We start from the raw sequence: 24,232 nt of genomic DNA, 5'->3' as shown, positions 1-24,232 counted from the left end.
TGCTTTTGTTACTTGCGGGTGTTGGTTGGACTTAACTACAATCATTTGAATGCAGGGAGGATGTTGGTTTCCATTTCCTTCCATAAAATACTCCGTCTGCCGTTTCCTTCGGTTGCATTGTGGTGTAAGGTCAATATCACCAGGTCCAGATCCGGAATGATACACAGCACCTGGCCTCCATATCCTGCTGCATATATTGTTTTAAATACCTTATTATCAGCCCGAAGCACGCCACGCCACCATTGATATCCATATCCCCACTCCTTGTTTGCCTTATTTACGGGTAAATTAAATGCCGTGGATTCTTTGATCCAGGATGCTGAAACAATCTGTTTTTCATTCCATTTTCCCTCGTCTAGCACCAGCTGGCCCAACTTCAATATATCCCGTGGCTTCATGAACAGTCCGCCGCCTGTATGGATTTGCCCGTTCATAGCGGTCCAGGTAAATTTATTTATTCCCAGATCTTTGAAGAGTGTTTGCGTTGCGTATTGATCGGCTGGTTTTCCGGTTGTATTGGCAATAACACCTCCCAGCAAAATAGAGAGTCCGCTGTTGTATTCAAATACTTCGCCGGGTCGAACCTTCGGGTCAGGGTTTTTAGATAAAACATACTGAAACATATCCTTACTCTGGTTCATCAGAACTGCATCGTTGCGGGGATCTGAATATGGAATATCCTCACGCCAATCCAATGCTGCTGACATGGTTAATGCATTACGCAGTGTAAATGGAGGCATTTTTCGTTTTGTGGAATCCCCGTAAGCCGGAAAAAAGGTGTTCACAGGCGCATCGAGATTCTTGATAAGGCCATCGTCATGCGCAATACCAATTAAAAGAGAGGTCACACTTTTCGTGCACGACTGTATACTGTGAATCCTTTCCCGGTCGCCTATATAGAAGTATTCCTCCAATAGCAAGTTGCCATTCCGGGCAACCAGGATTGCATCGAGGCCATTAAAATGACCTTTCAGGATATTTTCAAAAAGATCCCTCAAAGGCTTTGAAGCCCCGGTTGCTGTGTTGATCGTGCCCACTTTCCATCCGTCATGAATTGCAGGAGGGGCCTGATATGCCCAGGTTTTTACAGGTTGATTATCCTTGTCGCTCCTTGCGGGCCGCTGCGATGACCATTTTTCTATTTTGGTAAAACGCAGTGTCTGCTTCTCGATGCCGGGCACATTGAGTACACCCGTGATTTCCTGCTTATTATTTGCAAGATTGCCTTTGAACATTGCGCCCTGGCCAAGATCAAGGGTTATCTTGGAGCCATCAACTTCTACACTGGATAAGTTTCCTTCGGTCATGGTCTCGGCAATTTCAAACCGCCCGCTCCATTTATCCCCGAAAAAATCGTGATTCAATTCCAAATCAAATGCGCTTTTGAGTTGGGGTATGGCTTCCAGTTCAGTATGCCAGAGGCCGGTAAGTTTCGACTCGTCTGATGAACAGGATGCAGCCGAGAACAGCAAAGCCAGGCTTGTCACATATTTGAAAACCACTTGCCGCATAATGATCATTATTTATTTCGGTTCGATGTTGTTGTCCAGCGCAATCACGTGACCTGATCAGTCAGTATGCCGGAGAGCAAAACTAATCGTATATTTGCAGCGAATTACTATACTTTAAAACTGCTGATGGAAAAGTCCAAAAGGGTTTACTTAGTGGACGATGACCCCGACGACAGATATCTGGTCTGTGAAGCCTTCACACAAGTAAGTTCTGACATTACAATTATTGAAGCAATAGACGGCCAGCATTTTTTTGAAATTATCGATACAAGCAATCCTGATTTTCCTGCATTGATTTTGCTGGATGTAAATATGCCGCGGATGGATGGGCTGGAAACGCTCGGCAAGATCATGTCCAAGCCATTACTTGCTGCCATTCCAGTCGTCATGTTCTCCACCTCGGGTAACCAATCCCTGATTGACCAGGCGCATCAGGCGGGCGTCAGGGATTTTTTCGTAAAACCAACTTCATTTGAAGGTTACGTAGAATTTGCAGCCAAAATTGCCAGTTACTTACATTAATTGGCAACAATTACATCCAAATTGACTTATCTGCATTGAAACCAGCCCTTCGGTGTTTAATCCAACGCGGTCAATTGTTTCAGCTCACCAACCAGCTCCGAAATTGAACCGGTCTTCTCAATAAACTGGTCAACACCGATTTGCTTAAAACGCTCTCGCCACTCTTCCGGAACAGGGCCGGAATAAATGATGATGCGGGGGCTGTCGAATTCCTGCAACTTTTGCAGATGCACCAGACATTCGTCCCCAGGTATCCTGGGCAGGTTGAGGTCAATAAACACATATCCGGGCGCAGATGCCGACTGCTGGCTGAAATATGCGACGGCCGACTCGCAATCCTTGAAAAAAAGACATTTCAATGGCTTGACAAGCTCTGATAGCGCCATGCTGAATATTTCATGATCGTCTGTATCATCGTCAATCATGACAAACAGTTTTTTATCTCCCATAATCTCGTTCGTGTGTCCGTAAAGCAGATATCTTGCTTGCGGATGCACATTAATAGCGTGCCAACAAACGGGTGACTATTGATCCTCAGCTGGCGATAAGCCGTTTTTTTTTGTTTTTTTGTCAAGTCTGCTCAGCCAGATGTAACCGAATATTCCTGAAATGATGGAGGCAGTTAAAATAGAAAATTTGGCTTCTGAAAGGATCAGGTCCTTGCCGGCAAAGGAAAGCAGCGCAATAAAAATGGACATGGTAAAGCCAATTCCACCGAGCATCCCAACGCCTATAATATGAAGCCAGGAAGCGTTATTGGGCATTCTGGCAATCCCGAGCTTCACTGCAATCCAGGAGAAAATGGTAATCCCAACGGGCTTTCCTATGACAAGCCCGGCAATGATCCCGATGCCAAGTACGGTGGTCAATCCTTCCAGCATACCCGCTTCAAACTGAATATTGGTGTTGGCCAGGGCAAAAATGGGCATAATCACAAAGTTGACCGGGTTGACGAGAAAATGTTCGAGTTTTTCCAGTGGAGACTCGGTTGCGTCCGGGGTTGTGGGAATCGCAAATGCGGTCAAAACACCCGCAATAGTGGCGTGTACGCCAGAGTGGTGAATAAAATACCAGATAAAAAGCCCCGGGATCAGATATGCCGCGAGGTTTTTTACCTTCAACTTATTTAGCAACAAAAGGAAAAGGAAGATCCCGAATGCGTATAAAAGATAAGTGTAATGTATATCCGAAGAATAAAAAATGGCTATAACCAGGATCGCCATCAGGTCGTCGACAATGGCCAGCGCCGAAAGGAAGACTTTGAGGGACGATGGCGCACGCTTTCCGAGCATGGAAATGATCGCAATAGCAAAGGCAATGTCCGTAGCCATGGGTATGCCCCAGCCGCCAGCCGTTTCCGTGCCGGCATTGAATGCATAGTAAATCAGTGCGGGTGCCAACACGCCGCCCATGGCTGCGAGGATCGGAAGAGAGGCTTTTTTAAATGATGAAAGTTCACCTTCAACCATCTCGCGCTTGATTTCCAGGCCTACCAATAGGAAGAAAATGGCCATTAACCCGTCATTGATCCATAGCAGAATAGGGTATCGTAAGTGAATGCCGCCCAGATCAGCTCCGATCTCCTTGGCCAGAAATGCTTCAAATCCCGGTCCCGCGCCGGAGTTGGCTATAACCAGTGAAATGATCACGCAAATGATCAGTATGAAACCGCCGATTGAGCTCGACCGGAAAAATTCCTTAAACGAATGGATGTTTATCAATTGTGCCATAGCCGTAAAACTAATGAGTATGGCTTAGAAATGCATCCAAATTTAACAGCGTTAAATTATTTTGTTTTGTTAAAAGCCGTAATAGGCAATATGGTGCGGGTGTCGGTTGGGCTGGTTCATCCAATGATCGTAGACTTGCTAGTCAGCAGCCTGCAAAAAGTTTGTGCAATAATGTTGCAAGTGTTTAATTCAAATCATTCCTGCATTATATTGCCTTGGAATACATCGAAGAAGAAGACATATTTCCATTTACTAACCACTTTAACATTGACTTCCGTACAATCCTTCATGACCCGGATCATCGATCGGAATCCCGGCGAAAATGAATTCCATCAGGCCGTCCACGAGGTTGCCGAAAATATTATCCCTTTTATTCAGGACAAGCCACATTATCAGAAAGCCAAAATTCTTGAACGGATTGCAGAGCCGGAGCGTGTCATTATTTTCAGGGTCCCATGGATGAATGATCAGGGCGAAGTGGAGATCAACCGGGGTTACCGGGTTCAGATGAACAGTGCGATCGGACCTTACAAAGGCGGTCTGCGTTTTCATCCTTCTGTCAACCTGGGTACACTAAAGTTTCTTGCTTTTGAACAAATATTTAAAAATAGCCTGACGCAGCTTCCGATGGGCGGAGGCAAGGGCGGATCGGACTTTGATCCGAAAGGCCGTTCCGACAGAGAAGTTATGTTCTTTTGTCAAAGCTTTATGACGGAGCTTTTCCGTCACATCAGCTCGGACAACGACGTGCCGGCGGGGGATATCGGTGTAGGCGCCAGGGAAATCGGTTTTTTATTTGGCCAATATAAGCGGCTCAAAAATGAGTTTACAGGTGTCCTAACGGGCAAAGGCGCCAGCTATGGCGGAAGCCTGATCCGCCCCGAGGCGACCGGTTATGGTGTGGTTTATTTCGTTGAACAAATGCTAAAGCAGCACCGCGACAGCATTAAAGGCAAACGTGTGGTCATTTCTGGCTCGGGTAATGTGGCGCAGTATACATTGGAAAAGTGTATCGAGCTGGGTGCCAAAGTTTTAACCCTTTCTGATTCGTCGGGATACATCTATGATGAAAAAGGGATCGATGCAGAGAAATTTGCCTATATCATGCATTTGAAAAATGAAACACGCGGAAGGATCAGCGCTTATGCAGACCGGTTTGGGTGTGAATTCATTGCCGGCAAAACACCCTGGGAAGTGCCATGTGACATTGCACTGCCCAATGCGACCCAAAACGAATTGAATGGCGATGACGCCCGCATGCTGATCAACAACGGCTGTATGTGCGTAGCGGAAGGCGCAAATATGCCGTGCACGCCGGAAGCAATCTCTATATTCGAAGATAATGATATCCTGTACGCACCCGGTAAGGCGGCCAATGCGGGTGGAGTGGCTGTTTCGGGTCTGGAAATGTCCCAGAATTCGCTGCGTTTGTCGTGGTCGCGCGAGGAAGTGGATAAAAAGTTGCAGGACATTATGTTCAATATCCATTCAACTTGCCTGCGATACGGACACAAGCCCGACGGGCGCATAAGCTATATGCAAGGCGCTAATATCGGCGGCTTTGTGCGTGTAGCCGATGCTATGTTGGCGCAAGGGCTGGTGTAGGAAACCATTATTTGTCATGGGCTTTGCATTGCAGTCGGTTACCCGGCACAAGGCAAAGCCCATGATTTTATTGAGGCCATATTAATTCCAGTTGTCGATTTTGATGTCCCTCGGATCCGGCTTGCCTTCACCTTCTTCTATCAGGGATTTTAAACTCAACAGAAAAACAGCCCATTTTGTACTGCAATGATGCATGAATTCAACCGGTTCACGCCAGTTGGCATGTTTGAAAAGCAGGATAGCATAATCATTTTCTTGCCTTATGTCGAAGCTGATGCTTGTGCCTACCCATTCGGCAGGGCCGTCCACGACTTCCCATGAAACATGCGTAGGCTCTTCCAGCGCGGTAACTTTCATATCAAAGCCTCCTGCTCCGAATCGGAATGCAATGATGTTGCCCACCTGATTGCCCTGTCCCTGCGTATTGCTGGTCCACCAGCCCGCCAGGCCAGCCTCTGTTGTCAATGCATCATAAATGTCCTGTAATGACTGCGATCTGATCCCGACCCTGTGCAAGATATCTGCCATAAGTGAAAGTTTTTGGTTTGAAGTAAAATGTTTGACCTGCTAAGTTTTTTCCAAAAGTATAGGCTTAGCAGTAAATTCGTGGCGTGTGAAATGGACATTATAACGGGTTGATTTGGACAAAGCCAGTTTATAACTTGCGGTTAAAAACAAATGAAAAATATCACGATCCTTGTTCCCGACGGAGAGAACAATCTCAGCAGCATTGTGGGCGCTTACAAGATTTTAAAGCGGGCGAATTCGTATTGGGAAGAAAAATATAAAAAAACATTATACCATATTCAGCTGGCCGGGCTGTCCGGGCAGGTGGACTTTCATGAAGGGTTGTTTTCTGTAAAGCCTCATGTCCATATTTCTGCTGTTTCAAAAACGAACCTGATTGTCATACCTTCCTTAAATCACCAATATGAACAGGCCATAGCAAAGAACCAACCATTGATTGAATGGATCAGCGCCCAATATCGCGGCGGGGCAGAAGTGGCGAGCATCTGCACCGGTGCCTTTTTGTTGGCGTCTTCGGGCCTGATCAACGGAAAAACCTGTTCTACGCACTGGGCATTCGCGGATCGGTTTAAGACAATGTTCCCGGAAATCGATGTGCAGAAAGACAAATTGATTACGGATGAGAACGGCATCTACACCAATGGGGGCGCCTATTCATTTCTGAATCTGATTATTTACCTTGTTGAAAAATATTTTGACCGGCAAACGGCCATTTTCTGCTCCAAGGTTTTTCAGATCGATATAGACCGGGAAACGCAGTCGCCTTTTATCATTTTTGCCGGACAGAAATCACATGAAGACGAGGTCATCAGGCAAGCGCAGGCTTATATCGAAGAAAATGTGGAGAACAAGATATCCATCGTCGAACTGGCGTCTAAATTTGCCGTGGGAAGGAGAAACTTTGACCGGAGATTTATCAAGGCAACCGGTAACACGCCAACCGAATATGCACAGCGCGTGAAAATGGAAGCAGCCAAAAAATCCTTTGAAACCAATTCCAAAAACATCAAGGAGGTTATGTATGAAACCGGATACTCCGACATGAAGGCCTTCCGGGAAGTGTTCAGGAAAATCACCGGGATCTCTCCGCTCGAATACCGTTCAAAATACAACAGCCATGCGTATCAGGATAACCGGAAGCAACTCAATCTCGAATGAATAACACTTTAATCATTGGTCTGTCTGCCGGGGGATCATTTTTGCTGTCTTTTTTACTCGCTAACCATCCGAAACATAACAACATTTATGCAAACCGCTGGCTGGGCGTTTTCATGCTGGCATTTGCCATGTCCTTGCTGGAAATCTTTATTTATGATCTCGGATTGCAGAATCAATATCCGCTGACGATAAGCTTCCTGGAGTTAAGCCGCTTTGTAGCAGCACCGGCTCTATACCTGAGTGTCCGTTATTTTACTGCCCCGACGAAAACATTTACCTGGCGAACTTTTGCGCACTTTTTACTTTTTCTCGTTTTATTCTTTTTCCAATTGCCGCGCATGCTTACGGGCAACAATTTGGAGATCGCGGATAAAACGCTTGAACGCATCATATTTACTTTTTTTGCAGCTGCTTTCCCGATCCAGATCATTATATACTGGATACTCAGTTACCGAAAGTTATACAGGCACAGACAAAACATCCGCCAGCTGGCTTCTTCCACCGAGTCTATCGACCTGTCCTGGCTCACCAATCTGCTCTATGTGGTTATTGTGATTGTCATAACCTGGCTTCATCTTGCCTTTTTCAATCCTTCGGGCGGGGCCAGCTATGCTTCCGTACTCTATTTTCTGAGTGTCTATTTTTTGTCCTATTATTCATTAAAACAAAAAGAAGTTTACGCTTACCCTGAGCAAACGCTGAAAGAACTGGATATAATCCTTAATAAGGATCCCGATCATAAGGCAGAGAAGCAAAAACGTCTCTCCATTACTCAGATAAATTATTTAAAAGTGAAGCTTGAAAATTTGATGGAAGAAGAGAAGGTCTATCTGAACAATGAGCTGAGCCTGCCTCTTTTGTCTCATAAAATGGGCATATCCATTCACGAATTATCGTTCCTGATCAATGATGAGTATGGTGAAAATTTCTTCTCGTTTGTGAACCGGTATCGTGTTGAAAAAGCGAAGTCCTTGTTACTGAACAATGCCGCCCGGCTTACGATGCTTGACATTGCCTTTCAAGCCGGCTTCAATTCGAAAACTTCATTTAATACTTCCTTCAAAAAACTGACCGGCTTATCACCGACGGAATTCCAAAGATCAGCACAGGCATAGTTGCCAGCGGCCTTTACCGATTAGGAGCCCAAAAACGTTCTTTTGGATAAATCCGAACGCGGAATAAATACAAAACGCCAACATTGGGTCAGAAATGATCACCAAAAAACCCAATGTAAAATGACCCGTTTTCTTCTGCCGTCCCTTTGGCTATTGGCCACGCTTTCACTTGCCCGGATCCCTGCCCGCGCACAGCAACCAGCTGCTCCGGCTAACATTGAAGAGCTTAAAAACATACTCCATACTGAGATGGAAAAGCAGCATGTTGCAGGCATGATGCTGACCCTCGTCAAGCGCGATACTGTGCTGTTAGCTGCCGGCCTCGGAATGGCGGACTACGAAAAGAAGCGGGCTGTAACCGAAAATGTTCTTTTTCGCGGCTCTTCCATCACCAAATTATTCGTCGCCGCCGCTGTCCTGAATCTGGTAAAACAAGGAAAGCTCCGGCTCGATTCCAGGCTCAGAGACATTGCCCCGGACATTCGTTTTCACAATAAGTGGGAAGAAGTCAGTCCGGTTACAATCGACAAATTATTAGAGCATTCCACGGGTTTCAGCGATAAATCGCCCTTTGAAGAATACAATTTTTCTTCCAGGCAATACACCGGTTTGGAAGCCTTGGCCGTATTTGAAAAATACATGTCCTCAAAATGGAGACCAGGTGAGCGGCATGCCTATTCCGGCGTCAATTATGCTGTTCTTGATTATGTGATCGAACGCGTTTCCGGCAAAACCACAAATGACTATGTAAAAGAAGAGGTTTTTGCCAAACTGGGGATGGCCCACACAAATCTGAATCTGACAGATGACGACGCAGGGTTATATAGCAGAGGATATATATGGGACGGTCGTGGCTTTTCTCTTGTGCCGCACCAGCCCGCTTTTAGCAGTGGTTACAGTTCACTGAACATCAATGCTGCGGACGCAGCCCGCGGCCTGAAAATGTTTTTGAATGGGTGGGAGCAGCCTTATGGGAAGTTTTTGAGCAGGGAGTTTCTCGAAGATTCGGAAACGCCCCATACTTATCTGTCTGCAAAGGCTGGTCTCAGGAATACATATGCGTATGGCAATGAAAGTCACGAATTGGACGGGACATTATTCAGAGGTCACCGGGGCGCAATCGGCGGGTTCCTCTTGGCATTTTTATACAATCGCCAGCTGAGGGTTGGCTACGCATTTGCGCTTAACACGCATAATGAGGAGTTTTACAGGTTTGCAGACAGGCTGATCAGCCGATATTTGCTCGGCAATGCTCCCAAGCCAGTGCCCGCGGAAGTCTATCCATTGCATCAGAAGGCGGTCGATAGGCGTGCAGGATATTATCGTTACGCTAATCCCAGCCAGTTATATAGTGGTTTTTTTGAGCGTCTGACCAACACCATTCACGTCAGCAAGGTGGGGCAATTTTTGGACGTTAGCATTATCGGCCGTGGACAAATGCGGTGGCAGGCAACGGATAGGGAAGGCAGGTTTTATAAGCATATCAATGCAATTCACCCCCACATTGTTTTTCTGAACGACAGTGCCGGGAATCCCGCGATTTCGGACGGCACGATGTATTTCGAGAAAATTTCACTCTGGCAGGCATGGATACCCATTATCTTGTTTATTGTCAGCGCCGTGCTAATGATTTCTGCCATCGGCTTTGGCGTGGTGAATGCCATTGTTTTGATATTGAAAAAGGCGGGAAGAGAGCAATGGGTTGTTCGATTGATGCCAGGACTTGCCTCACTTTCGCTATTGCTGTCTTTGTATTCACTTTCTCAGCTTTTCGAACACATGAAAGAAGCCTTGCCGATGGACGGCCTTCACACTGCGTGGACGATCGGAAATTATGGTTTTGCTCTTTTCATGATGTTCACCTGCATTCAGCTTGGACTGAAATGGAAATATTTACGAAGCTGGCCGCTCAAAATTTACTTATGCTGCGCTTCCGGTGCCGGAGTATACTTCATATGGCTTCTGGCAAGTAATCACTGGTTTTTCTGATCTGTAAAACAGCACGAATGCGCCCAATGATCAGTGAAATTATTGAGAATTTATAATGTGGGTTATTCATATTTTAAATTGCTTACTCAGCCGATTTCGTGACAATTTTCACATATGCTTCTGCCACATTGCCAATGGCGCTTGGACGTCCGTCGAGTTCTTCGGCTGTGGCGTCGTTGTAGATCAGGAATGCGGTTAATCCACTGAAAGTGACAGGTTTGATGCCGGAGCCGGAATTGTTAAGTCTGTAAAGATAGGATAGCTCAAATGGCTGTTCGATGGTTCCGCCGACCGGGACTGTAAGCGGGACCGACATACCGATCTGATAACTTTCGCCCGGCGTGGTCAGGGCCAGCACGCCTGAAGTATGCTGTGTGTAACGCAACTGATATCCGGCAACAACCGGAAATGATGGCGTCGCAATCCGCCTGATGGTTGCTTTCACGTCATATTTTAATGAACCGATCTGATCCACAGCCACGGCCGAGGGATTGGAATCTTCCTTGGCAGCCGACCGGGGTAAAATGATTTCACTGGCAGCAGGCGTAACCTCACCGAGAACAGCGCCGTCTTTGGCATAAAATGTAAGTTTTTCAATCTTGAATTCGCAAGGGTAGGCGCGTGGCACTGTCATGTTGGTTGCGAGCATGCATTCTGATTCCGGCATGTTCGGAATTTCCGGTAATTCATGGTCGGTACAGGCTAATGCCAAGCCGAACAGGCAGATGGTGCCCATAGAGATCGCCTTGCGAATGGTGGAATTGGTTTTCATAACATGATCTGTTTTGGTTTTTATTGAGATACGTTATGATAATGATAATCAAGTCTTTACATTTATTCAAGTGAATCGCGCTGGTATCATTGACATTCTTATTTTACGGCCTCCGCTGCGTTGCCGATAACTAAGTCGGGCATCCGATCCGGTGGTCAACAGTCGTTTATCGGGACAGAGAAAATTAAAAGTATCTATTAACCAAAACGAAAAGAAAATGAATGCAAACAAAGCACTTTGGGAAAAAGGGGATTTCACCCGCCTGGCAGCAACGATGCGTGAAAGCGGTTCGGCACTGGTAGCGAAGTTGGGAATTAAAGCCGGGGCCGATGTTCTGGATCTGGGCTGTGGCGACGGCACTACTGCCATACCCGCAGCACGGTTAGGCGCCAATGTTCAGGGCGTGGACATTGCGCGAAACCTCGTGGAAGCGGGCAATGCCCGGGCAAGAGCAGAGGGCCTGACCAACATTACGTTTCGGGAAGGCGATGCCATTGATCTGAACGACATTGCGGATGAATCGTTTGATCTGGTAGTAAGCGTTTTCGGGGCGATGTTCGCGCCTAAGCCATTTGAAGTGGCAAGAGAAATGTTCCGGGTTACGCGTCCCGGCGGGAAAATAGTCATGGGAAACTGGATACCCGGCGATCCGACGCTGGTTGCGCAGATCCTGAAAGTGAGCTCCGCTTACACGCCGGCGCCGCCGGAGGGGTTCGTCAGCCCGATGCTCTGGGGTGTCGAAAGCAATGTTACGGAGCGTTTCGTCGCGGCAGGCGCATTGCCGGAGAACATTTCATTTGAAAGGGAAACATTTACATTTCAAGCGCCTTATTCACCGGCAGTTTTTCTTGAAACATTCAGAAAATACTACGGCCCGACGATGAACGCCTTCGAAGCTGCGGAAAAAAACGGACAGGAAGAAAATTTGCAGCGGGAGCTGGAAAGCTTGTTCGAAAGCCAGAACCAGAGCCCGGACCGCAACCAGACTTCTATTCCCGCTACTTTCCTGAAAGTCACAGTTCTGCGCTGATATTTTTTTCTTGGGTCTGCTTTACATCTTGTTTCGGCAATTTGGTAAGCAAACCTAATATTTTGAGCCTTAAAGCCTATATTTGGGTTTTAGGCTGAATATGAATGTAAAGAAGAGGAATAACGTCAGGATATTTGGCCAGGGTAACCAAGCGATGGTCTTTGCACATGGCTTCGGATGTGGTCAGAACATGTGGCGCTACATCTGGCCCGCATTCGAAAGGGATTACAAAATTGTGCTGTTTGACTACGTTGGAAGCGGTAATTCGGATGTGACCGCGTATAACTACGAACGTTATAGTAACCTGAACGGCTATGCCCAGGATATCATCGATATTTGCCGGGAGCTTGGTTTGATCGACTGCATTTTTGTTGGCCATTCGGTGAGCAGTATGATCGGGGTGCTGGCCTCGATAAAAAAACCTGAATATTTTGAGCGTTTGATTTTGATCGGCCCGTCTGCCCGGTATATTGACGATCAGGAATATGCCGGTGGTTTTCAGCAGCAGGACATTGAGGAGCTTCTGGAAACGATGGAAAAAAATTACATTGGCTGGGCTAATTTCCTGGGGCCTGCCATCATGCAAAACGAGGGACGTCCTGAACTAGGTGCCGAGCTAACCGAAAGCTTCTGCTCGACTGACCCGGTTATAGCAAAACAATTTGCACAAGTCACTTTCTTATCCGACAACAGAAGGGATTTGCCCAATGTGACACACCCGACGCTGATTATGCAGTGTTCAGAAGATATTATTGCGCCTGTGGGGGTAGGAGAGTTTGTGCACTCACAAATGGGTAACAGTGCTTACCGGCTCATGCAGGCAACAGGACATTGCCCGCACCTGAGCGCGCCGGAAGAGACCGTGAAGCTGATGGAGGAATTTCTGGATTTATAAACTATTTCTGTTGGGAGAGGCTGAGCAAATTTTACAAGACCTACCTTGCGGCTGCGTCGTTTTCGATGGAGCCGGGACGATCACATTTGCTAACCGCACGCTGTGCTCAGTGCTCAATTACCAGTCTGATGCGATTCTGGGGCACAGCATCGAGAAAATCCTAACCATATCAAGCCGGATCTTTCACCAAACTCATTTTTTCCCATTACTTAAATTAAATGGCACGGTCAGTGAAATATTCCTTACGCTGAAACCAATGACTGGCAGTCCTATCCCGGTGATGGTCAATGCTAAAATACAGAATGAAAGCGATCCGATTTGTTACGTGTGCGTGTTTGTGCCGGTGTGGGAGCGGCGGAAGTATGAAGAGCAGCTTCTTGAAACCAACCGGGTGCAACAGAAAGCACTGGATGAAAATGCGATGTTGAACAGGCTCAAAGATGAGCTGGAATCAAATCAGTTTGCGCTTGACAGGAAAATTTCGATTTTGAGCGAGCGCAGTCAGGAGTATTTGCAAATGGGGAAGATATTCATGCATGATATGCAGGAACCCGTGCGTAAAATAAGCCTCTTTTTCGACACCTTCATGCGCAATGCGCACATTGCTCCGAATACCGACGACGCCCGACATTTATCTGTCATTAAGAAATCAATCCTACGACTGCGGTCCATGATGGGCTCGATGCTGGACTTCGTGCAGGTCAGTAACGCTTCCGATCCGATGACTTTACTCAATCCGGCAGACCTCATCACGGAGGCGCGCAACCAGTTGATGAGGGAAAAAGATGCTATTGATTTTAACATTAAAATTGGGGAACTGCCTGAATTTGATGGAAGGCAGACGCAAATTAAACGCGTTTTTTATGAGTTACTGAAAAATGCCGTCGAGAACAAAGCTTTTGACCGTGCGTTGAGCATTGAGGTTACTGCGGTCATTTCCGAAGAAAATATTTATCGAAACCATTCCTCGAAATACAAATACACCGACCATATCAAGATCGAATTTGCTGACAACGGAGTTGGATTTGACAGTCAGTTTAATGATTATGTGTTTCGTTTGCTGAATAAGCTCAATACGGATTCACCGGGCCTGGGGGTAGGTCTTGCATTGTGCAAACAGGTTATTTCAAGCCATTACGGCACAATGAAAGTCAAGTCCAGGGTAGGAGAAGGGACGACTTTTATTATTACTTTACCTCTTCGGCAAATCGCTGACTACACCAATTAACATTCGTGCGCCTCATTGTGCGGCATCAGAGGCTGTTGAAATCGCCAGAACAGAAACGAGCTTGCCGGCTGTGACGGAATGTTATTTATTTGCACGTACGCGGCTGATTTCGTCGGGTTTAACCGTGTTTTTGTTGGTTGAAAAATTTGACCGGGCATAGGATAACAAGGTCGCCAGCTGGTCGTCGCTCAGGAATCCGAATGCCGGCATTGCTTCTCCGGAGGCTGATTGTGAGCCTTTGAGTAAAAGCACGATAAGTGCTTCATTGTCGCCGGATAGCCGGGCAGATGTTACAAGAGAAGGAAATGATCCCGCAACCCCGCGGCCATCGGCTTTATGGCACGACTGGCAAAAGTTCTGATACAATTCAAAAGCGCCTGCATGGCTTGTTTCCTGCCTGGTTTTAACGGTACGCCTGCTTTTCGGAATAACGCCGCTTTTGCTGATCCGAATGATCCGGTCATCGGTTTTGAGCGGGAAATTGGCTGGTGGGTTCCAGTCGCGGTTGCTGGTGGAGATGTAAATGTCGCCCGAAGGAGAAACGCATACATCGCGGAGCCTGCCGAATTGCTTGCTGAACGCAATGTCTTCCGCAACCACTTCTTCCTGGTCCGCATCCAGTTTCAGGATGCGCAGACTCTGGTCCTTTAATGTACTGAGCAGCAATGCATTTCTCCATTCGGGAATGTTACCATCATAATATTCCATTCCGGCCGGCGCAATGGTCGGCGTCCAGGCTTTCACGGGAAATGTGCTTTTATGGGTTTTTGCATGTTCCTTTTCCTCCGGCAGATCACTGAATCCGGCCATGTAGGGCCAGCCATAATCGCCATTTTTAACCACCAGGTTAACCTCGTCATCCGTTGCGTCGCCATGCTCTGCGATGAAAAGGTTGCCGTTTTTGGTAAACGTCAATCCCTGCGGAACGCGAAAACCCATGGCCCAGGACGCACTTCCGGGATGTGGGTTATCATTGGGAATTGTGCCATCCAGATTGAGCCGGAGCACTTTGCCATTGGCGAATACCGGATCGTGAATCGTTTCTTTTTGTTTTAAATCACCGGTTGCCCAAAGTAATTTCCTGTCCTTTGATATCACTAGCCTGGAACCATTATGGCCCAGGTAGCCTGGAATTTGCTTCAATAACACCGGATCAATCAGCGCCTTACCATTATAAGTATACCTGACGAGTTTTGATACAATGACAGAATCGGGCTGGATATGGGTATAGTTGATAAAAACCTGCGGATGCGTTTTCCAGTCCGGATGCAGGACCATGCTCATTAGTCCAAGGCGTTTTCTGTAATAATCTTTGATCTGCAAAAGCTCCGTGACCTGGCCGGTCTTGGGATTGAGCTTGCTGACCTTCCCGTCGTGGTCGGTAAACCAGATCATGTTGTCCGGTCCCCATATCATCTCCCACGGCACATTCAGGTTTTCAGCAATCGTCGTTACATCCAGAATGGTTGAATCCAATTCTAATTTTTCTGTCTTAAAGTCCGGCAACGGTTTTGGCCTGTAACCAAACGATGCCATTGCAAATGCAGCCACGCCCGAAAGCGCGGCTAACATATATATCGGTTTTCTCATCCGGTTACTTCTCAAAATAATGGTAAAAAACTTCCGGCAATTTGCCTCCCAGGGAAAGCCAGTCTGCGGCTAGCGGAGCCTTTTTGAGGCCTTCTACCCATTCGTAATTGAGCTCGTAAACGAGTGCTTCAATACCAAATCTTTCCATAAAACCCTCGCCTAATGTTCCCGGATTACGAAATCCCGGCTTGGTGGAGCCTTCGGTATACCAGGTGTATTTTCTTAACAGACTGTCCAGTCTAGCCATATTGGCCCGGTAGGCGGTGATATCACCGTCGGGGCGGCTGATGTGCAGGTTGCCACCCGCATCGTTATGGACGTCAATGCCCAGGTCTGGTTTTTTGCCTGCGGCACCCATTTTGGTTAGCCATTTTTCCAGATAGTAATTTTCCGGCGCAATCAGGGAATCGGCTGCCTTGTCCCATTTTCGGTTCAGGTCGTAACCATTCGCATTGAAACGCGTTTTCCCGCGCGCAACGCCATCCTTATTCGTCATAGGCAAAATGTACACACAGTAACGCTTGAGATAAAGCTTCATATCGGCATCATCTTTCAACAATCGGTCGATGAGGCCTTCCAGCGTCCAGTTGCCACCGGCTTCAAATGCATGCGCGCGGCCGCGGAGGAATATCCTTTTGGGTGCCTTCTCGTTGCCAATTTTAATGATTTCCAGCGAACGGCCTTCGGCTGTCTTGCCAATAGGCGTGATCGTTACCAGTTTGTGGTTTTTGATTCGGGCCAGGAGTTTGTCCAGGTCGCTGATCCGGTATGGTTCAATGCTGGCAATGTAGGCGCTAGGGGCGGTCATTTTAAGTCTGATCAGCATCCGGTTTCCTTCGATGTATTCGGTAGGGCGGCTTTCCCAGGTTTTACCATCAAAGGAGATGACGGCCGGCGACTGTTTGGATATGGGGCTGGCGTGGATGTTGTTCCAGATGTTGTCAAAGTTTTGCAGGATCAGAGTCACCTCTTTTCCAACCGGGGCCTCCACCTTGAAATGCCAGTGGTTGTTGGCCCGGTTGAGTGAAAACCGCTCATGGTCATAAACAAGACTGATAATGATCCTGCCTGCGGAATCGGCTTCCCAATTGAGCGGCGAGGCGTTTTCGAAACCCGTATGGATGAAAGCGTCGGGCGCAGGTTTGTTATCCTGGGGTGTTTGCCCGATGGCAGCGCTGACGATTTTGAATAAACAAAAAATGAAAACGGCCAGCGACTTGAAAGCATTTTTTAAAAACATATCAGATCTTTTTTAGAAAGTATAACCAGGATTTTGCTTGATCCCCTGCGGGTTGACATCGATCTGCGTCTGAGGAATGGGGAAGACCGCATTGAATTCGGCCACGACCGGCGCTTTGAAATGCTCATTCATGACCGCAACCTCGCGGCCCGTACGTACCAGGTCGAACCAGCGGTGGCCTTCGAAAGCCAGCTCTACCTGCCGCTCATGCTCAATGGCGAGCGCAAACGCGGCTTTCGACAAGCCTGCCGCCAGCGGTGCCAGCTTCGCCCGCTTCCTCACTGCATTGATGGCTTCGTAAGCTTCGGCAGTAGGGCCGCTGCCTGCCTGGCTGATCGCCTCCGCGTACATGAGCAGCACATCCGCATAGCGCAGCACGGTCCAGTTATTATCCGCGTCGCCTTCGGAAAAAGGTGTATCCTGGTATTTCAATGTGTAGGGATCGGCTACGAACTTGCCGGTCGCAGCGTCGGTATAGCCGGTGGCCAGCGATGCGGCTTTTCGGGCATCTCCTGGTTCATACGCGGCCACCAGATCGGCCGTAGGGTTGTTTCTGCCTCCTGCAAAACCGACTTTGATGATATTCGTTCCCGAGTTACGCGGCATAAAATTGTTATAAAAACTGCTTCCGGTCCCCGTTCCGCCTTTTTTAAACTGAACTTCAAAAATGGATTCCTGGTGGTTGGCGTTGGCGACGGGCCAGAGTGCAGCGTAGTCGTCCAGCAACTTGTAATTTCCCTGGTCGATCACTTCTTTCAGCTTGTCTTTGGCTTTGGCAAATTCACCTATGGTCAGGTAAACTTTGCCTAACAGTGCTTTTGCAGCTCCTTTTGTTGCTTTACCAATGTCAGCTCCGGTGTAAGCGACGGGAAGTTTTTGTTCCGCTTCCGTCAGATCGGCGATAATCTGATTGTAAGCCTCCGCCTTGGCTACTCTCGACTGACTGTAACCCTCAGAAACGGACTTTGTTTCGGACAAAACCAACGGAACGTCCCCGAATGTGCGCACGAGGTTGAAATATTTCAAAGCCCGCAAAAATTTCACTTCCCCGATAAAGCGCTCGCGCAGCGCCTGGTCCATTGTGGCACCATTGATGTGATCCAGAACCGTGTTGCAAGCCAGGATCCCGCGGTAAGTGTCGATCCACATGAGCCGGATGATTTCATTCGTCGACGCCATTTTGAACTGGTCCAGCTCAGCGTCGGGCAGGTTGCCGCCCACTTCGAAGTTCATTGTGTTGTCAGACCTTACTTCGGAAACATTATAATAGGCATAGCCATATTCTCCCGCCGAAGAGAGCATTCCATACGCCGCATTCACGGCAGCCTGCATGTCGGACGCGTTTCTGTAAAAATTGCTCACATTGGTGGCATCCCTGGGTGCGAGTTCAAGGAAATCCGAACAGCCGGTGCCAAGCATGCTCAGCGCGCAAAGGATATATGCATTTAATTTCATGTTCGTGTCAGTTTAAGGGCTGGTGACTAAAAGGTCAGGTTTAATCCAAGTGTGAATGTCCGGGCGAGCGGATAACCGTTGAAATCCACGCCAGGCGTCAGCGAACTGCTGCCGTTCAGGCTTTGTTCGGGGTTGTACCCCAGATATCTGGTAAATGTAAATGCGTTTTGAACAGACAGATTAATGCTAGCAGCACGTGCATAAGCCACTTTTCCTATCTTTTCCGGCAGCGCATAACGCAGATTAATGTTCCGTATCCTGAAAAACGAGGCGTCCTCCACCAGCAGGCTTGATACATAGCTCACATTACCGCCGGTAGCCACCGTGTTGGCGCGCGGCGTGCGTCCGTCACCGGGTTTGTCGGCAGATTGCCATCTGCCCAACACATCCCTGCGGCTGTAACTGCCATTCACAAGCCCCAGGTTTCTCCTCGAACCGTTCAAGAGTTCAAGTCCCTGTACACCGTCTGCAAGAATGCTCAGGTTTAGCCTTCCGAAGCTGAAATTGTTGGTAATGCCGTAAAAGAAGTCGGGATGGTTGTTTCCGATGATGGTAACGTCGTTGGGTGTAATGGTGCCGTCACCGTCCACGTCCTTATATTTCAAATCCCCCGGCCGAGAGCTGCCTTTTACCGACGGCAGGTTATCCACTTCTTCCAGGGACTGGTAAACGCCAATCGCCTCATATCCCCAGTAACTGCCAATCGGCTGGCCGATCTTTGTAATGTGCGTATTGGGACTAAATGAAGGGCTTTTTGAAATGATCGGGTTGCCCTCGGGCCCTAGCGCAACGACTTTGTTCCGGTTGAACGAAATGTTGAAATTGGTCGACCATTTAAATGCTTTCACAAAGTTTTTCGTGCTCACACTGAATTCCCAGCCCTTGTTATTGAGCTTGCCGATATTTTGCAGAGCCGTTTCGTAGCCCGTAGAGGCGGGGACGGGCACATTCAGCAGCAGGTCGGTGGTATTTTTATTGTAGTAATCAATCGTGAACATTAACCGGTTGCGAAGTATACCAAAATCGATTCCAATGTCCATTTGATGCATGACTTCCCAGCCAAGCTGCTCGTTTGTGATGGAAGAGGGGTAAAGACCGTACACGACGCTGCCGGTCCCCGCGCCAAAGCTGTATCGCCGGTTGGACAAAAGGCCTATCTGGCTGTAATTTCCAATCGTGTTATTGCCGGCGAGTCCGTAACTCGCCCGCAGTTTCAGGTCGGTAACAACGTGCTGACTGCTCAAAAAAGGCTCTTCTGACAAATACCAGCCCAACGAAGCGGAAGGGAATGTTCCCCATTTGTTTTTAGACCCGAAGCGCGACGACCCGTCCCGACGGACGGTGGCCGACAGCAGATATTTGCTCGCAAAAGTATAGTTAACCCTTCCCAGATAAGAGAGCAGCGACCATTCCGACATGCCTGTTCCTCCGCTTGTAACCTGTCCTGCATTCAATGTCGGCACCAGGTCCGTCGGGAAATTCGTGGCAGCAAGCGATATATACTCGTATTTCGCTTTTTGGGAAGTAAACCCCGCGAGCACATCCAGCTCGTGTTTGCCGTTAAATGTCTTTTTGTAACTCAGCACGTTTTCGTTCAGCCAGTTGATGTCCCTGCCGTTGCTGGCGGATGCTCTGGCTTGCACCGGTGCGGGAACGCCATTGCTTCCAAGGTCAGAGGGATAAAAGGTGTTCTGGCGTGCGTCGGAGTAATCGATCCCGAAAGATGTCCTGAATTTCAGGTTTTCGAGAATGTTGATTTCTGCATAAATGTTTCCTAATGTCCTGAAAACGGTCTTTTTATCTTTGATCTTACTTGCAATCGCAACCGGGTTATCGATCACGCCCAGGTTGTAAGGGGATGTTCCCAGCAATGTGGTGAAGGTGCCGTCGGGGTTGTAAACGGGGACGGTTGGCGGCATGGAAAGCGCTGATGCCAGGATGCCGCTTGTAAAAACCTGGTCTTCGACGGGTAGTAATTTGTTGGACGAAAATGAAGGCGCAATGTTAACACCCACTTTTACGGCTTTTGAAACCGAATGATCGAGGTTAATGCGCGCGGAATATCGGTCAAATCCGGTGTTCATGACTACACCGCCCTGTTTGAAATATGCCCCGGAAAGAAACAGCTGCGTTTTTTCGCTTCCCGCGGATACGGAGAGCTGGTGGTTCTGGATGGGCGCAGTCCTGAAAACTTCATCCTGCCAGTCTGTTCCTTTCCCGAGCGATTCCGGGTTTTTGAACATTTCCGGAATTTGGAGTGTGGCTGGTCGTAAATCGTTGGGGTCGGTGGCTTTGCCGCCTCGGTCCACCCATGCATTGTTCCTGGCCTCGGTGTTGAATTCGGCATATTCCCTGGCATTAAGCATATCGATTTTGTTGGCGACCTGCTGCACGCCGTAATACGTGTCGAGCTGAATCGTCGACTTGCCCATCTTGCCGTGTTTGGTTGTGACGAGCACCACACCATTGCTTCCGCGCGAGCCGTAAATGGCTGCTGCCGAGGCATCTTTCAGTATTTCAATGGACTCAATGTCATTGGGATTTATCGTCGAAAGGGGATTAAAGCTGCTGTTGAAATCCCCTGAAACCGGAAATCCGTCGATCACATACAAGGGCTCGTTGCCCGCGCCAATGGAACCTGTTCCGCGGACACGGACCGAAACGCCGCCGCCCGGCGCACCCTTGGATTGAGAAACGCTCACGCCCGCAATCTGCCCGGCCATAGCTTGGTCCAGACTTGTTAATGGTTGATTTTCAATGCTTTTCATCGGAACAGATGCCACAGAGCCGGTAATGCTGCTTTTGTTTTGGGTTCCATAACCCACCACCACCACATCATTCAGCGATTTGGTATCGACCGTCATGCCGAAATTGATCTCCGTCCGGCTGCCCGCAATGACCTCCTGACTTTTGTAACCCACAAAACTGACGATCAATGTCACGTCACCGGCTTGCGTGGCCCCGTCGGGGATAATGAGCTGATATTCGCCATTGCCGTCCGAAGTGGTGCCCATTTGTGAATTTTTAACCAAAACACTTACCCCTGGAAACGCATTGCCGTTTTCATCGGTGATCCTTCCTCTGATCCGCCGGTCGATGGGCTGGGGCACAGGTTCGATGCTTTTTAGATTAAGGTTGATATCCTGCCTGATAGCCGGAATTTTCAGCGGCTGCATGCTATCTCTGGCTGCGTTTTTTACCGCTCTTTTCACGACAATGTTCTGGTTGAAAATCTTGTAAGTCAGCGGCAGGTCCCTGAAAAGGGTCGTAAGCGCCTGGTCGATGCTGGCGTTTTTTACCCGGAGTGATACTTTCTGTGATTCCGGCAAATCCAGTTTGTCGTACAAAAACAGGTAACCGCTCTGTTTTTCAATGGTTTTCAAGACATTTTCAACAGGCAGGTTTCGGGCATGAAACGATATTTTCTGACTGTATCCGTCCGCAGTGACCTGGGTAAGGGTGACAATGAGCAAAAGGAAAATTCGAGTCATAATGGTTACTATTTTTGCAGGAAGGCTCGCCTGCTCGTACCCGCATAGGACGGACAACAAGTTTATTTTCATAAATTTGTAAAGTTTAGGAATAGCAAATTGACTTTTGAAGAGAAGCTCGGTGGTGCGCCTGAACATCCGGGGAAAATGTTAGCGCATTTTCCCTTTTTGTTTAAACGGCATCGCGCTCACGGCGAATAATATGGAATGAGTGTCATGATGAGAAAAGGTTTGGGTTTATAAAATGTAAAACGTTTAACTATATACGCGTCAGGGATCAATGATCATTCTGGAACCTTCGATGCGGCAGTTCACACCTGCATACCGAAGCATTCCCGACACTTCCGACAAGTTCACATGGCGGGAAACGCGTCCGGTAAACTGGCGCACCGGGATCTTTCCGGCATACAAAACCTCTACGTCATACCACCGAGAAAGCTGCCGCATGACCTCTTCAACACTCGCATCCTTGAAATAAAACATGCCATTTTTCCAGGCAACCGCCTCATCGAGTGCAATGTACCGGGTCTTGATCTTTCCGGTTGAAAGCACCGCTGCCTGCTGTCCGGGTTTCAGTTTTGTATTTTGGTTCACATTCCTGATAAATACCGAACCTTCCACCAGCGTCGTTTTGGACGGCCCTTCTTCCGGGTAAGCCATAATGTTGAAACTCGTTCCCAAAACCTGCACCTCAGATTTATTAAATTTCACACGGAATGGCCGGCTCTTGTCTTTGGCAACCTCAAAGTAAGCTTCGCCGGTGATCTCCACTTTTCGTTCCGAGGAAGGAAAAGTAGATGGGAAGCGAATGGATGACGACGCATTGAGCCAGACCTTACTTCCGTCGGGCAGGAGCACTTCGTACTGTCCGCCCTTGGGTGTGGAAAGGGTGTTTATACTGACCTTCTCCGTTGCATTACCTGGTTTTGCATTATAAACCAATATTCCCTCCTGTGATTTGCTCACTTCCGCATCGCCCTGCCGTGTCAGGAAGCCGCTTTTTGCGCTGGCTAGTTCTATCGCTGAGCCGTCCGAGAGTGTCAGTAAGGCCTTGGCGCCGCCTGGTTTGACATCGCTGATCTTAGGTTGAGCCGTATGAGCGATTTTCGTTGCCGGATCAGGAGCTAATTTCCACCAGGCTCCCAGACCAATCAAAACAAAAACAGCGGCGGCAGCGGCGTACCGAAGCCAGCCTATGCGGATCACCTTTGTTTGTTTTTCATCTTTTGGCGTTGCATCGAGGATGGAACTCAGCATGGCATTGCTTGTCTCATTGGTAAGAATGCCATCGCTGGGGTTCAGTTCCTCCCAACCCTTTTTAAGAAATTTTTCCAGAACTGCATCGTCTTTGGATGAACGTATAAACGCCATTAATTCCTCTTTTTCCGAAGCTGTTGCCAACCCGTTGTAGTAACGGTTAAACAATTCCTCCAAACGCATCTCGGGATTCTCCATCAGCAGCAACATTACTTGTGGTATGTGCTTATAAGACAATCACCCCGACTGAAAAGGGGGTATGCTTTTTAGTAAAATTTAAAGATTATTTTGAATAAAAAATAAAATACTGATAATGAGCCTTTTAGTAATGTATCCCGAAATGAATTCCGTAGCGATTTGCAGATATTTTTTGACAGTCTCCTTCGAAAGTCCCATTCTCAGGGCCACTTCGGTGTACGTAAGCCGCTCGTGGCGGGCTAGGAGATAGGCCTGACGCTGCTGGGGCGGCAGCCGGTCAATCGCTTCATCTATCAGGATATAACGGTAATCTTCCTCGCTCGTCTCAGCTAATGGCAGCTGGTCCAGGGCCGGGTCAAGGTCGGTTGTCAGCGCTTTTTCGCGCGCCGTTCTTTTCAGACAATTTAATGCGGCGTTCTTTGAAATGACGTAGAGATACACCGGGAAGTTTCCGATCCCGGTGAGGGTTTCGCGGTTGAGCCATATTTTCAGGAACACATCATGCACGACTTCTTCGGCCAGCTCGGTGGATTTGGTGATCCGGTAAATGTGGACAGCGAGTCTTTGATGGTAACGATTGTATAATGCTGTGAAAGCCCTTTCATCTCCCTGAGCAACTGCCAGTAAAAGCGCAATGTCCTGATCCAAAGGAGGTAGATTGGGTTTTTGTAATACAAAATGACAGTCTCCGCTTCTTGCAAAAGCGCTTCAAGGTAAGCAAAGAATCCAATTTATAAATTCTAATTGAAACAGGGCATGGAATCGCAAATGCGCACCATAACTTCCGCTTTTGCCTCTGCCAACCGATCCCGATAAGTCACTTGCAGTGGACAGGCATGAAGGCGGTAGCGTTTTTTTTTCTATTTTCGCTCAAAATTTGAGCTGTCCTTCAACGTGGCAACTCTTACTTACTACATT

19 protein-coding genes are annotated in these 24,232 nt (G+C 48.0%); 8 read left to right on the top strand and 11 right to left on the bottom strand.

All coding sequences use genetic code 11. The annotated features are described in order from the left end of the window. Window positions 1–41 precede the first annotated feature (41 nt). Window positions 42–1,511, bottom strand: coding sequence for a serine hydrolase (locus L0660_RS07900; protein ID WP_235158991.1), 1,470 nt, complete (start codon window positions 1,509–1,511; stop codon window positions 42–44). 126 nt (window positions 1,512–1,637) lie between these two features. On the opposite strand from L0660_RS07900, the gene L0660_RS07895 reads away from it, so the two are divergent. Then, complete coding sequence (locus tag L0660_RS07895) at window positions 1,638–2,033, top strand: response regulator (protein ID WP_235158990.1); 396 nt, start codon at window positions 1,638–1,640, stop codon at window positions 2,031–2,033. A gap of 56 nt (window positions 2,034–2,089) precedes the next feature. Here the strand turns inward: L0660_RS07895 and L0660_RS07890 are convergent, their stop codons facing one another. Further along, entirely contained in the window at window positions 2,090–2,530 is a 441-nt protein-coding gene (locus L0660_RS07890) for a response regulator (RefSeq protein ID WP_235158989.1), read from the bottom strand. A 27-nt stretch (window positions 2,531–2,557) separates the two neighbouring features. Next, window positions 2,558–3,763, bottom strand: a complete 1,206-nt coding sequence (gene nhaA / locus L0660_RS07885) for a Na+/H+ antiporter NhaA (RefSeq protein ID WP_235158988.1) — start codon at window positions 3,761–3,763, stop codon at window positions 2,558–2,560. Window positions 3,764–4,030: 267 nt separating this feature from the next. Here nhaA and gdhA point away from each other — a divergent pair, with 267 nt between their 5' ends. Beyond that, window positions 4,031–5,368, top strand: coding sequence for an NADP-specific glutamate dehydrogenase (gene gdhA, locus L0660_RS07880; protein WP_409013387.1), 1,338 nt, complete (start codon window positions 4,031–4,033; stop codon window positions 5,366–5,368). 81 nt (window positions 5,369–5,449) lie between these two features. Here the strand turns inward: gdhA and L0660_RS07875 are convergent, their stop codons facing one another. Further along, on the bottom strand, window positions 5,450–5,896 hold the full coding sequence (locus tag L0660_RS07875) for an SRPBCC domain-containing protein (RefSeq protein WP_235158987.1): 447 nt from the start codon (window positions 5,894–5,896) through the stop codon (window positions 5,450–5,452). A 150-nt stretch (window positions 5,897–6,046) separates the two neighbouring features. On the opposite strand from L0660_RS07875, the gene L0660_RS07870 reads away from it, so the two are divergent. From L0660_RS07870 to L0660_RS07860, 3 genes are all read left to right on the top strand, one after another. Next, window positions 6,047–7,054, top strand: coding sequence for a GlxA family transcriptional regulator (locus tag L0660_RS07870; RefSeq protein WP_235158986.1), 1,008 nt, complete (start codon window positions 6,047–6,049; stop codon window positions 7,052–7,054). Next, a complete protein-coding gene (locus L0660_RS07865) occupies window positions 7,051–8,169 on the top strand; it encodes a helix-turn-helix domain-containing protein (RefSeq protein WP_235158985.1) in 1,119 nt (372 codons plus the stop codon). The genes L0660_RS07870 and L0660_RS07865 overlap by 4 nt, the downstream gene beginning before the upstream one ends. Window positions 8,170–8,289: 120 nt before the next feature. Beyond that, complete coding sequence (locus L0660_RS07860) at window positions 8,290–10,158, top strand: serine hydrolase (RefSeq protein WP_235158984.1); 1,869 nt, start codon at window positions 8,290–8,292, stop codon at window positions 10,156–10,158. An 82-nt stretch (window positions 10,159–10,240) separates the two neighbouring features. On the opposite strand, the gene L0660_RS07855 is transcribed toward L0660_RS07860, so the two are convergent. Further along, complete coding sequence (locus L0660_RS07855; protein ID WP_235158983.1) at window positions 10,241–10,930, bottom strand: hypothetical protein; 690 nt, start codon at window positions 10,928–10,930, stop codon at window positions 10,241–10,243. A 217-nt stretch (window positions 10,931–11,147) separates the two neighbouring features. On the opposite strand from L0660_RS07855, the gene L0660_RS07850 reads away from it, so the two are divergent. From L0660_RS07850 to L0660_RS07840, 3 genes are all read left to right on the top strand, one after another. Further along, complete coding sequence (locus L0660_RS07850; RefSeq protein WP_235158982.1) at window positions 11,148–11,960, top strand: class I SAM-dependent methyltransferase; 813 nt, start codon at window positions 11,148–11,150, stop codon at window positions 11,958–11,960. A gap of 100 nt (window positions 11,961–12,060) precedes the next feature. Then, complete coding sequence (locus L0660_RS07845) at window positions 12,061–12,855, top strand: alpha/beta fold hydrolase (RefSeq protein WP_235158981.1); 795 nt, start codon at window positions 12,061–12,063, stop codon at window positions 12,853–12,855. Window positions 12,856–12,865: 10 nt separating this feature from the next. Then, window positions 12,866–14,083, top strand: coding sequence for an ATP-binding protein (locus L0660_RS07840; protein WP_235158980.1), 1,218 nt, complete (start codon window positions 12,866–12,868; stop codon window positions 14,081–14,083). Between the two features lie 81 nt (window positions 14,084–14,164). Here the strand turns inward: L0660_RS07840 and L0660_RS07835 are convergent, their stop codons facing one another. From L0660_RS07835 to L0660_RS07810, 6 genes are all read right to left on the bottom strand, one after another. Continuing rightward, window positions 14,165–15,673, bottom strand: a complete 1,509-nt coding sequence (locus L0660_RS07835; protein WP_235158979.1) for a PQQ-dependent sugar dehydrogenase — start codon at window positions 15,671–15,673, stop codon at window positions 14,165–14,167. A 4-nt stretch (window positions 15,674–15,677) separates the two neighbouring features. Next, window positions 15,678–16,913 (bottom strand): M14-type cytosolic carboxypeptidase, encoded by a 1,236-nt coding sequence (locus tag L0660_RS07830; RefSeq protein ID WP_235158978.1) that lies wholly within the window; start codon window positions 16,911–16,913, stop codon window positions 15,678–15,680. Window positions 16,914–16,925: 12 nt separating this feature from the next. Then, window positions 16,926–18,368, bottom strand: coding sequence for a RagB/SusD family nutrient uptake outer membrane protein (locus tag L0660_RS07825; protein WP_235158977.1), 1,443 nt, complete (start codon window positions 18,366–18,368; stop codon window positions 16,926–16,928). 26 nt (window positions 18,369–18,394) lie between these two features. Further along, on the bottom strand, window positions 18,395–21,931 hold the full coding sequence (locus tag L0660_RS07820; RefSeq protein ID WP_235158976.1) for a TonB-dependent receptor: 3,537 nt from the start codon (window positions 21,929–21,931) through the stop codon (window positions 18,395–18,397). Between the two features lie 198 nt (window positions 21,932–22,129). Beyond that, on the bottom strand, window positions 22,130–23,314 hold the full coding sequence (locus L0660_RS07815) for a FecR family protein (protein ID WP_235158975.1): 1,185 nt from the start codon (window positions 23,312–23,314) through the stop codon (window positions 22,130–22,132). 78 nt (window positions 23,315–23,392) lie between these two features. Beyond that, window positions 23,393–23,962, bottom strand: coding sequence for an RNA polymerase sigma factor (locus L0660_RS07810; RefSeq protein WP_235158974.1), 570 nt, complete (start codon window positions 23,960–23,962; stop codon window positions 23,393–23,395). Window positions 23,963–24,232 lie beyond the last annotated feature (270 nt).

The organism is Dyadobacter sp. CY351, assembly GCF_021502625.1.
GTDB classification, from domain to species: domain Bacteria; phylum Bacteroidota; class Bacteroidia; order Cytophagales; family Spirosomataceae; genus Dyadobacter; species Dyadobacter chenhuakuii.
Note: the sequence above shows the minus strand (reverse complement) of the source record. Positions and strands in the feature narration are given on the sequence as shown.

What these genes read in the sequence shown, in the direction of transcription:
- L0660_RS07850 (WP_235158982.1), top strand. Translation starts at nt 11,148, where the DNA reads ATGAATGCAAACAAAGCACTTTGGGAAAAAGGGGATTTCACCCGCCTG.
- L0660_RS07825 (WP_235158977.1), bottom strand. Translation starts at nt 18,368, where the DNA reads ATGAAATTAAATGCATATATCCTTTGCGCGCTGAGCATGCTTGGCACC.
- L0660_RS07870 (WP_235158986.1), top strand. Translation starts at nt 6,047, where the DNA reads ATGAAAAATATCACGATCCTTGTTCCCGACGGAGAGAACAATCTCAGC.
- L0660_RS07815 (WP_235158975.1), bottom strand. Translation starts at nt 23,314, where the DNA reads ATGGAGAATCCCGAGATGCGTTTGGAGGAATTGTTTAACCGTTACTAC.
- L0660_RS07895 (WP_235158990.1), top strand. Translation starts at nt 1,638, where the DNA reads ATGGAAAAGTCCAAAAGGGTTTACTTAGTGGACGATGACCCCGACGAC.
- L0660_RS07875 (WP_235158987.1), bottom strand. Translation starts at nt 5,896, where the DNA reads ATGGCAGATATCTTGCACAGGGTCGGGATCAGATCGCAGTCATTACAG.
- nhaA (WP_235158988.1), bottom strand. Translation starts at nt 3,763, where the DNA reads ATGGCACAATTGATAAACATCCATTCGTTTAAGGAATTTTTCCGGTCG.
- L0660_RS07820 (WP_235158976.1), bottom strand. Translation starts at nt 21,931, where the DNA reads ATGAAAATAAACTTGTTGTCCGTCCTATGCGGGTACGAGCAGGCGAGC.
- L0660_RS07835 (WP_235158979.1), bottom strand. Translation starts at nt 15,673, where the DNA reads ATGAGAAAACCGATATATATGTTAGCCGCGCTTTCGGGCGTGGCTGCA.
- L0660_RS07830 (WP_235158978.1), bottom strand. Translation starts at nt 16,913, where the DNA reads ATGTTTTTAAAAAATGCTTTCAAGTCGCTGGCCGTTTTCATTTTTTGT.
- L0660_RS07860 (WP_235158984.1), top strand. Translation starts at nt 8,290, where the DNA reads ATGACCCGTTTTCTTCTGCCGTCCCTTTGGCTATTGGCCACGCTTTCA.
- L0660_RS07855 (WP_235158983.1), bottom strand. Translation starts at nt 10,930, where the DNA reads ATGAAAACCAATTCCACCATTCGCAAGGCGATCTCTATGGGCACCATC.
- L0660_RS07865 (WP_235158985.1), top strand. Translation starts at nt 7,051, where the DNA reads ATGAATAACACTTTAATCATTGGTCTGTCTGCCGGGGGATCATTTTTG.
- L0660_RS07845 (WP_235158981.1), top strand. Translation starts at nt 12,061, where the DNA reads ATGAATGTAAAGAAGAGGAATAACGTCAGGATATTTGGCCAGGGTAAC.
- L0660_RS07900 (WP_235158991.1), bottom strand. Translation starts at nt 1,511, where the DNA reads ATGCGGCAAGTGGTTTTCAAATATGTGACAAGCCTGGCTTTGCTGTTC.